This window comes from Paenibacillus canaveralius (assembly GCF_047238265.1).
Taxonomy (GTDB): domain Bacteria; phylum Bacillota; class Bacilli; order Paenibacillales; family NBRC-103111; genus Paenibacillus_F.
On the sequence record NZ_JBDFMM010000001.1, the window covers coordinates 2,846,159 to 2,859,001 of the forward strand.

9 protein-coding genes and 1 pseudogene are annotated in these 12,843 nt (G+C 56.5%); 2 read left to right on the forward strand and 8 right to left on the reverse strand.

Translation table 11 applies throughout. The features are described from left to right. Positions 1-74: 74 nt before the first annotated feature. A complete protein-coding gene (locus ABC395_RS13120) occupies positions 75-620 on the forward strand; it encodes a helix-turn-helix domain-containing protein (protein ID WP_413003650.1) in 546 nt (181 codons plus the stop codon). Positions 621-806: 186 nt separating this feature from the next. Continuing rightward, complete coding sequence (locus ABC395_RS13125; protein WP_413003652.1) at positions 807-1,562, forward strand: YheC/YheD family protein; 756 nt, start codon at positions 807-809, stop codon at positions 1,560-1,562. A gap of 388 nt (positions 1,563-1,950) precedes the next feature. On the opposite strand, the gene ABC395_RS13130 is transcribed toward ABC395_RS13125, so the two are convergent. From ABC395_RS13130 to ABC395_RS13165, 8 genes and pseudogenes are all read right to left on the reverse strand, one after another. Then, a complete protein-coding gene (locus ABC395_RS13130; RefSeq protein WP_413003654.1) occupies positions 1,951-2,319 on the reverse strand; it encodes a M20/M25/M40 family metallo-hydrolase in 369 nt (122 codons plus the stop codon). A gap of 39 nt (positions 2,320-2,358) precedes the next feature. After that, positions 2,359-2,496, reverse strand: a pseudogene (locus tag ABC395_RS13135) (hypothetical protein); the annotation flags it as partial. Then, entirely contained in the window at positions 2,432-3,340 is a 909-nt protein-coding gene (locus tag ABC395_RS13140) for a M20/M25/M40 family metallo-hydrolase (protein ID WP_413003655.1), read from the reverse strand. The pseudogene ABC395_RS13135 and the gene ABC395_RS13140, both read right to left, overlap by 65 nt. A 14-nt stretch (positions 3,341-3,354) precedes the next feature. After that, complete coding sequence (gene fabD, locus ABC395_RS13145; protein WP_413003657.1) at positions 3,355-4,632, reverse strand: ACP S-malonyltransferase; 1,278 nt, start codon at positions 4,630-4,632, stop codon at positions 3,355-3,357. 21 nt (positions 4,633-4,653) lie between these two features. After that, the gene (locus tag ABC395_RS13150; RefSeq protein WP_413003659.1) at positions 4,654-4,920 is read right to left on the reverse strand and encodes a thioesterase II family protein; all 267 of its coding nucleotides are present in this window, start codon (positions 4,918-4,920) and stop codon (positions 4,654-4,656) included. After that, on the reverse strand, positions 4,889-5,371 hold the full coding sequence (locus ABC395_RS13155; protein WP_413003661.1) for a thioesterase II family protein: 483 nt from the start codon (positions 5,369-5,371) through the stop codon (positions 4,889-4,891). Before ABC395_RS13155 ends, ABC395_RS13150 begins: the two co-directional genes overlap by 32 nt. A 40-nt stretch (positions 5,372-5,411) precedes the next feature. Continuing rightward, positions 5,412-6,383, reverse strand: coding sequence for a cysteine peptidase family C39 domain-containing protein (locus tag ABC395_RS13160; protein WP_413003662.1), 972 nt, complete (start codon positions 6,381-6,383; stop codon positions 5,412-5,414). 33 nt (positions 6,384-6,416) lie between these two features. Beyond that, the gene (locus ABC395_RS13165) at positions 6,417-12,731 is read right to left on the reverse strand and encodes an amino acid adenylation domain-containing protein (protein WP_413003664.1); all 6,315 of its coding nucleotides are present in this window, start codon (positions 12,729-12,731) and stop codon (positions 6,417-6,419) included. Between the last annotated feature and the right edge of the window lie 112 nt (positions 12,732-12,843).

The window sequence follows — 12,843 nt, forward strand, 5'->3', positions numbered from 1 at the left end:
CGCATTTAATTGTTAAGTATCATTTCACTATGTTAAGTTATAATTAACGATAAAGGATCAAGAGGTGCACGGTAATGGAGAATATAGATATCGGCAAAAAAGTTGAGAAATATAGAAAAGCGAAAGACTTAAGTATCAGAGAATTAGCAAAGTTAGCTGAAATAACGCCTTCCATGTTGAGTCAAATCGAACGCGGTTTAGCAAACCCTTCTATTCAGACCGTTAAAGTTCTTGCGAAATCTCTGGAAGTTCCTACCTTTAGTTTTTTCCTTGAAGAAACAAACACGGCTGATTTAGTGGTCAGATCGAATAACCGAAAGAAAATGGTCATTGAAAATTTATCTTATGAGCTGGTTTCGCCTGATTTTACCGGAAACCTGGCGACAGCTATCATGAATGTTCCGCCGAATACGGCGTCATCCGAGAAACAGATGGAGCATAAAGGAGAAGAAGTTGCTTTTGTGTTGGAGGGGAAAATTAAAGTGTATTTAGACGATGCAGAGTACGTATTGGAAGCCGGCGATAGCGTAAAAATACCTGCACAAATGAAGCATAAATGGGAAAACGATTTTAATGAACATGCAGCCGTACTTTTTTCGGTGACGCCCCCGGCTTTTTAATTCCCGACTCCTGTAATGTTAAACGGCGATACGTTAAAAACGTTCGTGCTCCCGCATTTTAATGATCATTTTCTTGTACTTAGGTAAAAATGGTCGCAGGCTTATACCATAGTTCAAGGCCATCATGGAGACTCGCTCTTTTTTTTCGGCATATGCTGAACAAAAACAAGAGGGGAGTCCCTTACAATGACCTATAAAAGCAGCATTATCAGTAGCAAGTGGAAGAAAACCCAATGGTTGCTTAAAGATGCCTATTTCCGAAAATACGTACCGCACACATTACCGTTTAACCAAAAAAATTTGTCCGCTATGCTGGACGACTATAGCACCGTCTTTTTTAAGCCGACCATCGGATCAGGCGGGAAAAACATTATCCGTATCCGCAAAACAGCCGCGGGCTGCCTCAGCCAGATGAATGCTGCCCAAACGTCGTACACAAGTACAGCTCACTTGTATCGTGATCTGAATCGCTTTGCAGGGAGTAAGTCTTATCTGCTGCAAAAAGGAATTCGCTTAGCTAAAAGCAACGGGAAACCATTCGATATCCGGGTTATGGTCCAGAAAACCAGGCAGGGAGATTGGGTTAGTACCGCCCTATTCACCAAAATCGGCAAACCCGGCAAAGTAGCCACCAATTATAATCAAGGCGGCACTGTTAAAACATTCAGCCATACGATGAGCGGTACCGATTTTAGTACGACTTTCACCCGACAGCTGGAGTCGAAACTCAAAAAGCTTGGCGTTGCCGTCGGCAAAAACTTTGACCGTCATCACAAAGGTTTCCAAGAACTCGGCTTGGATGTGGCTCTCGATTCAAAGGGGAAAGTATGGATTCTGGAAGTGAACACACGGCCGCAAATATACCCGCTCAAAGCGTTTAAAAATAAACAGTTATATTACAAGATTCTGTCTTACGGGAAGCATTATGGCCGCACTAAATAACCATCCTGTTAATCGAATCCACCTTCAAGCCACGACATTTTCGATCTGCGGCTAAATAATCCCTGCTTCCTTGCTTCTTAGAAATCAGCATCAGTTAGTGATCCATATACCGTAACAAAAAAAGCCGCATTTATGCGGCTTTAAATTCTTTATGTTCTTGTCGTCTTACATATCCGGGATCGGGTTTTAGTTTCCCGGCATAAAAACACCTTCAAAGTTGTGCTCCACATCTTACGACATGGAAGCCTTCGTTTGAAGGTGCTTTTATTTGCTCGCGTCAGGGTCTCTCCCCGGCGGGAGCCGCCCTGCACTTACGCTTTCTTCCAGGCACGACTTGAACGTTCCTTGCATGGGTCAACGGTAAGAGCATGTGTATGGCAAGCCTGCTCTAATGACCCGATGACAACGGCTGCGTTCCGTACCGCTCGAGCACCCGGTATATCGCATCCGTGCCGAACCCGACCGCTTCTACGGGAATGCGTTCATCCGCCGCATGAATCAGTTTGGTAAACTGCATGTCCTTGGGCAGCGGCATTGGCAGGAAACCGTAGGTTTGGATGCCGAGCCTCGCAAACAATCTTCCGTCCGTTCCGCCGGGCAGCAGCATCGGCACCGGAACGGCTTCCTTATCCGCTTCTTTCAGCACATCGGACAGCAGTCCGAACATCCCCATGTCGGGAGCTGAGGCGCATGGGTCATGGCGCAGCACTTCCAGCCCGATCGAATCATGAATCGCGAATCGGCGGAGCTCGTCCATAAATTGCTGCGGAGTGACGCCCGGAAGCGTTCGGCCATCCAGCTCGACGGTAATTTCGCTGGGATGAACGTTGATTTTCTCGCCGCCGCGAACGACGGTCGCGCTGACCGTATTACGCAGAAGCGGGGCGAATGTCCCGCCCTTTTCCCCCAGCAGCTTCAGGATGAGGCGGCCCAGACCGGGGACGCAGCAGCCCTCTCAGCAGCATTGCGGGCAGCAGCGGCAGCGCGGCGGCCATGCCTTCAATCATCAACCGGGCCGCCGGTACCACTCGTATCGGCAGCTTATTCCTGTTGAGCGATTGAAGCATGTTCCCCAACTGTGCCATACAGTCGGCTCCCGGCTTGTCCATGGAGCCGTGGCCTCCGTCTCCCCGAATCGTCGCTTTAAGCCAGCACAGCTGCTTCTCCGCCACCATAATCGGACAAAAGGTTTTCCCCAGAGCATGAAACGCGAAGCCGCCAAATTCGCCGAGCGCATACTTTACGCCCGCAAAATACTCGGCATGCCGCTCGACGAGGAAGGAGGCGCCGTATTCGCCCCCCGCTTCCTCGTCGCTGACAATCGCCAGAATGAGATCGCCGCGCAGCGGCAGCTTGCGGACATGCGCGCGGAGGAACGCCGATACGAGCATCGCCACGCCGCCTTTCATATCAAGGGCACCCCGCCCCCAGACGAAGCCATCCGCAATGTCGCCGCCGAACGGGTCGCGGCTCCAGGCTTGTTTGCCTGTGCCGACGACGTCAACATGCCCGTACAGCAGCAGCGGCGGCGCCTCCCCGCTGCCCTTTATCCTGGCCAGCAGATTGGGCCGGGCCGGGTCAAGCGCACAGATCCGCGTCTCAATGCCCGCATCCTCAAGCAATTGCCGGATATACAGAATGCATGCGGATTCCTCGCCCGGCGGATTGGTTGTATTGAAGCGGATCAATGCCTGCAAAATCTCCACGGGAGACGGCAGCTCCGTTCCCCGCTCGACTCCTTCCTGTTCCAACTCGTCATTGGCCAGCCGGATACCCATGCCCCCGCTCCTTCCTACGATAGACTTCCCGCGTACGGCCGGTCGGCAGGAGAAACGCCCGGCAGGCGCAGGCCGAACTCACCCTGCAGTCTTGCAAGCCGCCTCTCCTGTTCTTCGGAGGACGTGCCTTTGGTGCGAAACACGGATTCCAGCATCGCCAGTGCCTGCCGAACATGTGCCTCCGCCGCTTGCTCCCCCGTCTCCCGCAGCCGCTCGACCAGTTGCTGTACGCCGCGGTACGGCGCAGCGACGCCTTGTTCATATTCGGCCGCGTTCCAGTTGCGGTTGCGGACACAAGTGGCGATTGCCAGACAACGATTCAGCAGTTCAATCGGATATGTGTCCGTTTGCCGGCTTGCGGCCACCAGATGCGCTTCATCTTCCTTGCCGTCAAAAGCGAATACGCGCAGTCCGTCCGGCGGAGCCAGGCGTTTCAATACTTCGCCAGGGCCTAATTCCACGGCAGCGGCAACGCCCATGCTCTTCTGGAACGCAAGCACCGCCGGCCAATTGACGGGGGCGGTCAGTCCTCTTGCCAGCATACCCGGGATTTCCGCAATACTCCCGTAAGGTCGACCCGTCAAGGAAGAAACTACGGGAAAATCCATTTCGCCAAACGATACGCGGCTCAGCACTTCGGCAAATTGCGCCGCCGCGGGTTCCATCAACGGGCTGTGAAACGGCGCGCTTACCTGCAGCGCAATGACTGCGGCCCCAAGGGCGGACAGTCTTTCGGACGCTTCATGAACGGCTTCTTTGTGGCCCGAAATCACTGTTTGCCGCGCTGAATTCATGTTCGATACCACAACCATACGGCTACCGTCCGCGCAGCCTGCGCTGGTTTCCAGGCATACTTTGGCGACAACATCGGGACTCGCCCCATTGATTGCGGCCATTGCGCCGATCCCCGCAGCGGCGACCCCTTGCATCAATTCGCCGCGGCTGCGTACGAGCCTGAGCGCATCCGGGAACGTGATGGCTCCCGCGCAGGTTAAAGCGGTAATCTCGCCCAGGCTGTGGCCGGCGGCCATCGCGGGTGCGTATCCCCATTCGCGGCTGTAGACGCGGTACATCGCCACGCCGAGCGCAAGAATGGCGGGCTGGGCATTGTCCGTCCGCGTCAGATCCGTCATCGGTCCCTCATACATCAGACTGTCAAGGCGCATGCCCAGCGCTTCGTTCGCTTCCTCCATCGTCGCTTTGACGACCGCATACCGCTCGCTCAGCGCTTTTCCCATTCCGACGCGCTGCGAGCCCTGACCGGGAAACCATATCGCATGTTTGTTCAGCATCTACCATCACGCTCCTCAGGGTCAGATCGGGGCAGGCGCCTCGGTCAGCATTTTGTTTATTACCGCTACAATATCAGGCTCCCGCTCATGCAGGAAAAAATGCCCGCCTTCAAACAGCATCAGCTCGCATCCTCCCGTCGCATAGCGCTCCCATTCACCGAGCGGGCCTTTGACGCTGTCGTCATCCCTGCCGCTCAAGATGGTGAGCCGGAGCGGCAGCAGAGGCCGCTTCCGGTGCTCGTATTCGCCGACAAGCTTAAAGTCGGCTCTTAGGATCGGCATAAACATATCCAGCAGTCCCCCGGTGCCGGAACAGCTCGCCCGGCATGCCGCCGAGCCGTTTCAGTTCGCCCAGAAACTCGTCATCCGGCAGCATGTGGGTCGGGCGGGCCTCCTTCTGCTGGCAATGCGGCGCCCCTCTGCCGGAGAGGAAGACTGCTGCAGGCAGAGGGAATCCTTCTTCCCGCAGCGCATGCAGCACTTCATACACGAGCAGGCTTCCCATGCTATGGCCGAATAAAGCATACGCATCGGAGTCAAGCGCGGTTTTCCGCACCAGCGGCAGCAAATCCCGCACGGCCTCCGCCGCATCCGCATAGAACGGCTCGTCCATGCGGCTTCCCCGGCCCGCCAGTTCGGCCGGCACCAGACGAACGCCGGGATGCAGGCGGTTCGTCCAGCGTTTGTACACTTGTGCGGAGCCTCCCGCATACGGCAAACATATTAAAGCTATCGTCATAACGCCCGCCTCCCTGGTAACATGTTGACGCAAGCTGCCTTTACGCGCCGGCGGCAAGCGTGGTCCAGAACGCTTTTTCCTTCGCGAACAAATCGGCCGCGAGCGCCAGCTCTCTGCCGCGTTCGAAGTCTCCCGTCACAAAGCGGTCCTTCAACAGATCCCATCCGTCTTTTACTGCGCCTAGCTGACCGTACAGCGACTCATGCAGCGCTTCGCCGATCAGATTCTTCTCCCGCAAGGAGCGAAGCAGCGACATGTTTGCGATATGCCGGTTGCAAATGATGTTGACGCCGACAAGGCCATACGTCAGATGAGCCTGCTTTTTCTCCGGGTCGGAATCGACATTCCACATGCCCTCTAATGAGAACTCGCCAAGCTCCCCCGCCAGCCGCCGGGCATTTTCCACCACTTCAGACAGCTTGAGCTCGTAGGGCTGCACCTTTTCCTGCAAGTTGTATACGTAGAAGGCAGGCCCCAGATAGTCCGGGTTCACATTGTATTCCGAGTTGCCGTATGCCTTGAGCAGCCTTTCTTCCGGCACCTCGTGCTCTTCGTAACCCGCAAGCGTATCGTCGATGACGTAGAAGACGCCGCGCTCCTTGTCGTATCCGTTAAACAGCGAATAATGATACCAATGGAACTTTTTCCAGGCCATGCTGCCCGGCAGCCAGTCATACAAATCGACGTTCACGCTCAAGCTTCGTCCGCCCGCAAGCATCGCCCTGATTTCATCCGGCACCGTCTCCTTACTGCGGAAATGACCGGGCTCGATATAGCGGATCACCTGCGACAGCGGGAATCTTGCCGGATCGTCCATATAATACAGCGTATCGATTGTCGGATAGCGGAAGTCCTTGTCCGTTGCGGCCTCCCAAGGGTAGTACCGGTAAATGTTCAAATACGCCGCATCTCTGTAGCTGGGCTCCTCCGACACCGCAATGGAAAACGCCTGGTTCAGCATGCAGTTCATCCAAAACTCGTTAAACGGTTTCCTATTCATCGACAGCTTCATCGTTCGCCGCCCCCTTAGGCTCAGAATGTTGGTTCAAGCAAACTTGCTTTCGGCAAGCACGGCACCGATTTTTTTCTTTGCTCCGTCTTCGACCAGCGCGCGCATAATCGCCGTATAATCATTGCCCATCGCCCGGACGGTCTCTTCGCTGAAAAGACTTGTCGCATATTCCAGCGCAAAACGGATCCCGCCGTCCCGCTCCGCCGCTTCAAGCGTCAAATCGAATTTGCTTACGCCCGGATCGAACTCCTTGGGATCGAATTCAATGCCGCCCGAACGGTAAGCGACGCGATCGATATTTTGCAGAATAAACATCGTATCGAATAGAGGATTACGGCTGCGGTCCTGTTCGATTCCCAGTTTTTGCACCAAATCCTCAAACGGATAATTTTGATGCTCCAGCGCCCGCAGCACATCTTCATGCAGCTCCGACAAATAGTCGCCGACTGTCCGGTACGATTCAGGGAAGCTGCGAATCGCGACCGTATTGACGAACATCCCGATCAGCCCTTCCAATTCCGCATGATTGCGGCCTGCTACCGGCGTACCGACAATGATATCCTCCTCACCGCTCCATTTGCTCAACAGCATCGAATAAGCGCCAAGCATTACCGTATACAACGTCGTGCCGCGCTCACGCGCAAACGCCTTAATCTTGAACGTCAGCTCTTCATCCAGGGTGAAGCCCATTAGAGCGCCTTTGAAGTTTTGAAGTTCCGGTCTAGGCAAGGACGTCTTAAGCTCCAGCGTCGGCAGTTCCCCTTCGAACGCTTCGAGCCAGTAGCGCTCATGCTCCATATAGGTCTCGCTGCCGATTCGTTCTTCCTGCCATACCGAGTAGTCCCGATACTGGATATCCAGCTCCGGCAGTTCGCCGCCGCCGTACAAAGCGGTCAGTTCCTGCAGCAGGACGCTGACGGAGACGCCGTCGGTAATAATATGATGAAAGTCCAGGAGCAGCAGATGGCGCTCCTCGTCAAGCGGAATCAAACCGGCCCGGAACAGGGGGAGACTGCCGAGATCAAACGGACGGATAAATCGCTCCATCAGCGCGCCGATGCCGCCGAACAATCCTTCATCTCCGCCTTCCGAGAGCAGCTTGCCCGCCGCCATTCTCAGCCGGGCGCCCCGCTCCAGCGTAAATACCGGCTCCGCATGCACACGCTGGCGGAACTCGTCTTCCTCGTGATGGAACGTCGTTCTAAGCGATTCATGGCGGCGCATCACCGCAAGGAAAGCTTCCTCCAGCCGCTCCACATCGAGCTTGCCCTGCATATGCACGGCGAACGGCACATGATACATCGTTGCCTCGTCCGAGATCAGCCCCATCATAAATTGGCGGCGCTGCGCCCTCGACATCGGGTAATAATCGAGCTCCGGCTGCTTCGGAATGCGTGCGGCCGCGACCGTTCCGCTAGTGTCCAGATGGGCCGCTAAACCTTCAAGCGTAGGATTCATAAAAATATCGCGCAGCGGAATTTGAATACTGAAGCGTTCCGCGATGCGGCTGATCATGCCCGCCGCCTTCAAGGAATGCCCGCCCAGTTCGAAGAAGCTGTCTTTAGCCCCGATCGCATCCGTACCGAGCAGTTCCTTCCAAATTTCCGCAAGCTTGCGCTCGGTATCCGTCGACAGCGGAACAAGCTCGCGTTTGCCCGCGTCGACCGGTCCCGGCTTGGGCAGTGCTCTTCTGTCGATTTTGCCCGTCGGCGTAAGCGGAATCGCATCCAGAACGACCATGAAGGCCGGAACCATATAAGAAGGCAGCTTATCCCCGAGAAATTCGCGCAATTGCCCGGTTAACGGTCCGGATCGCGAGGCGCCGTCCGGCTCCGCATCAGCATCCGGGGCTTTGCGCATGACGACATAAGCACAGAGCGCATATTCCCCATCCTCTTCCTGAAACGCGGTGACGACCGTTTCCTTCACCTGCTCATGGCGAAGCAGCAGCTGTTCAATCTCACCGATTTCAATCCGGTGGCCCCTGATTTTCACCTGGAAATCACGGCGTCCCGCGTAGACAAACTCCCCATTTTCAAGCCTTCGTCCAAGGTCGCCCGTGCGATACATGCGCTCGCCCGGCGCATACGGATTCGGCACAAAAGCGACATCCCATTCGGGATGGCTGAGATAACCGCGCCCGACGCCCGGACCGCCGATGCAAATTTCGCCCGTCACGCCTGTCGGCTGCAGTTTCAGTCCTTCGTCAAGCACCATCATGAGGGAACCTTCGATCGGGGTGCCGATCGAAATGTCCTCGCCTTCGGTCACTTCCCGGATAGAGGTCCACACCGTCGTCTCCGTCGGACCGTACAAATTAAACAATCTGGCTCCGGTAGCGGCGCGCAGCCTGCCGAGCACATCGGCGGTCAGCGGCTCCGCCCCGATCATTAAGATGCTCAGCTTTTTCAAGCCGTCCGTTTCTCCCCGCTGATTCATCCACCACTTGAAGCGCGACGGCGTAATTTGCAGCACATCGACGCCGTGAGCGTCGATCAGGCCTTGAAGCAAGGCGGCGTCGCCCCGTTCCTCTTCGCTAGCGAGAACAATCCGCATACCCAGCGTGAGCGGAAGCAGATTTTCAACGACGAAAATATCAAAAGAAGCCGATGCCATCGCCAGGATACTCTGACTCTTCTCAAACGGAATCCGGTTTCGGAAGCCGCCGATAAAATGCGCCAGCCCGCGATGCTCGATCATCACTCCTTTGGGACGGCCGGTCGATCCCGACGTATACAGTACGTACGCCAATTGGTCCGGTTTTTGGACAAACTCCGGATTGCCTCTGTCCGCCGCGTACAGTTCCGGATCGTCGAGATACCACTCGGCAACGGCTCTAGTTAAGACTCCTGCATAGGCTTTTTCCGTCAGCAGAAGCGCTTCGCCGCAATCCTCAAGCATCCAGTCGATCCGCTCTTTGGGGTAAGCGGGATCAATGGCCACATAGGCGCCTCCGGCTTTCAGCACACCCAAAATGGCGACTAGCAGAAGCGGGCTGCGGGACGCCATCAGCGCGACAATGTGCTCGGGTCCTACACCTTTCGCCCGCAAGGAATGGGCAAGCCGATTCGCGCGTTCGTTCAGCTCGGCGTACGTTACCGTCTCGGCGCCGAATTGAATCGCTGCCGCATCCGGCGTGCGAGCCACCTGGCGTTCCACTTCCTGTACAAACCCCGTCCATTCCGCCGTTGCCTGCGCGGAAGCCGCTGCCGCTTCTCCTTGCCGGTCCGTCATGCCTTTCCCAGCTCCAATTTCCATCCTACCCTTGCTCCCCTCTATACTCGCCGCTTGTACCGGCCTGCTTCTTCCGGCCAACAGAGCCAGCAATTGCTCCCGCTCGCTTTCACTCATCAGCTCAAGCTCGCCGACCGTGCGGTCAAGCGATCCGCACATCTCCCGCAGGAGTACGGTGTAGCTTTCCGCCATCCGGCGCGCGGTTTCTTCATGAAACAAATCCGTTGCGTATTCCAGTTGAAGCTCGATCTCCGCATCCCGCTCGACCGCTTCCAGAGTCAGGTCGAACTTGCTTGTCCCCGCCTCGAACGGTAGTTCGCCAAAGACGACACCGCCTGCTTCCGTTACCGCCCGGTCCATATTTTGCAAGATAAACATGGCGTCAAACAAAGGATTGCGGCTTCTGTCGCTATCCGCCTTCAGTCCATCTACCAGCTCCTCGAAAGGATACGTCTGGCGTGAAAGCGCCTCTACGACATGGTTGTGCAGCTCCGCCATATAGGCGCGTACGGTTTTGTCTCTTTCCGGCTTCGTCCGAAGCGCCAGCGTGTTGACGAACATACCGATCATGCGGTGCGTATCGGCATGATCCCTGCCGGCGGCGGGAGTGCCCACAATTACTTCGGCCTGCCCGCTGTATTTGGCCAGCATCGCGGCAAAAGCGCCCAGCAGCACCGTATACAGCGTCGTCTTCGCTTCCCGCGCCAGCTTCCGCGCCTCCGCCGTCGTCCGCTCGTCCAGCCGGAATATATGGCGGCGGCCCTTATAGCTCGGCAGAGGCGGCCGCGGCCGATCCGTCGGCAGTTCCAGCACAGAAAGCTTGCCTTGGAAGATTTCCATCCAGTACCGCTCATCATCGGCATAAGCGGCATGTGCAAATCCGGCTTCCTGCCATACCGCGTAATCGGTGTATTGCACGCGCAGTTCCGGAAGCGCTTGTCCGGCATACAGCCGTGACAACTCATCCACGAGCAAACCGGCGGATACGCCGTCCGTAATAATGTGATGAACATCCAGCAGCAGCAGATGAACTTCCTCATTCATCCGCATCAGCCCCGCGCGAATCAGCGGCAGCTTGTCCAAATGGAACGGCCGCCGGAAAACTTCCATCAGCCTCGTTACCTGGGCACCGTCCGGCAGCGTTTCGGGAAGCATCTCTTCCCCAGTCAACATTGCAGGGTCCAGCGTCTCCAGCTTGAACGCATACGGCGGATGAACTTTTTGCCTGAACTCGTCCTTTGTCATATGGAAGGTCGTCCGCAAGCTTTCGTGTCGGCCGACCAGCGCCGTAAACGCGTCTTCCAGCCGCGCCGCATCCAGTCTGCCCTGCAAACGGAGCGCGAACGGCACATGATACGTGGCGGTGTCTCCGGCGAGCATCTGCATCATATATTGGCGGCGCTGGGCGCGCGACATCGGATACCACTCGCGGCGCTCTGCCTTCGGGATCGGCTCGGCCGCCGCAGCGGTACCGTCCCGATCCTTCAGCCAGACGGCCATTTCCGCAATAGAGGTAAAGTCGAATATCACGCTGAGAGGAACCAGGACGCCCGTCTCCTGCTGCAGCTTGCCCGCCAGCACGGCAGCTTTCAAAGAATGGCCGCCAATCTCGAAAAAGTCGTCGTGGATACCGAACGGTCCGGCCGTATCGCCCAGCACTTCTTCCCAAATGGCGGCGATGCGCTCTTCCATCCCGTCTCGCGGCAGCTCGGGTTTTTCCCGCTCACGAAGCCCGAGTTCCGGCTCCGGCAGGGAGCGCCGGTCCACTTTCCCGTTCGGCGTCAGCGGTATCGCGTCAATCGCCGCGATATAGGCCGGTATCATCGCCTCCGGCAGCTTGTCTTTCAGTTTTCTTCGCCATTCCCGTGAAGGGAGCTTATCGGAAGCGACCACATATGCGCACAGCTCTTTGTCGCCGCTTGGCTGCTCTCGGACCACCACAACCGCATCCTCCACCCCGGGAAGAGAAATCAATTGCGAGCGAACCTCGTTCATTTCAATCCGCACGCCTCTGATTTTTACCTGTTGGTCGGCCCGGTCCACATACATCGCGTTGCCGTCCGGCAGCCACTTTGCTATATCGCCGGTGCGATACATGAAGCTGCCCTCACGATACGGATGCGGCAGAAAGCGTTCGGCTGTCATGTTCGGCTTGTTCACATAACCGCCGGCAAGGCCGCTGCCGGCAATATACAGTTCTCCGGCTGCACCGATTGGGGCTAGCTGGCCGCCATAACCGAATATACAAATTTCAACGTTATGCATCGGCCCGCCAATCGGCACATAGCCGCCGCGATAAGCACCCGGTTTGTATACGTACATATTGGAGCAAACCGTTGCCTCCGTCGGACCGTAGCCGTTAATTATCCGAATCCCGGGATTCAGCTTCGTATACAGCTCCAGCGTTTCGTCTTTAATCGGCTCTACCCCAACGAGCATTTTGTCCAGCGTAATCGCAGAAGCCGATTGCTCCAGCAGCCGTGCAACCTCTTTCAGCAAAGACGGCGGCAAATAAGCGAATGTAATCCGCTCTTCCGCAATCACCTCGGCAATCCGCCGCGGATCAAGCAATTTCGGCTCGGGGTAAAGTACCGTGCATGCCCCGAACATAAGCGGCATAAACAGCTCCGCTACGCTGACGTCAAACGATATGTTAGTCAGGCTGAGGCATCTGTCTCCCTCTCCGTACTTCCCGTCGAAAAACGTCCTTAGCGAATGTCCGAAATTGTAAAAGCTGCGGTGCGGCACAATAACGCCCTTCGGCTGACCCGTAGAACCGGAGGTATAGATGACGTACATCGGATCGGCGGCGTCCTGCGGCCGTACGGCGGCGGTATCGTCTCCGCCGGAGAACAGCGTCTCGTCCGCAATGTCCAGTACCTGCAGGGAAGCCGGCACGACGGCCGCGGTTCCGGAACGCGCGCCGTCCGCGAATACCAGCTCCGTGCCGCTGTCCTCCAGCATATATCGGATGCGTTCCTGGGGATAATTCGGATCTACCGGCATATAAGCGCCTCCGGCTTTCATAACGGCAAGCATAGCGGTCAGCATGGGGATGGAACGCTCCGCCATGATGCCGACGATACTGCCGTATCCCACACCTTTGGCACGCAAAGTTCGCGCCAACGCATCGGTGCGGCGATCCAGTCTCCCGATAGGTCACGGATTCACCGCCGCAGGATACGGCCGGCAGGTCGGGAACGGCCTTCGCCTGCTCCTTGAAGCA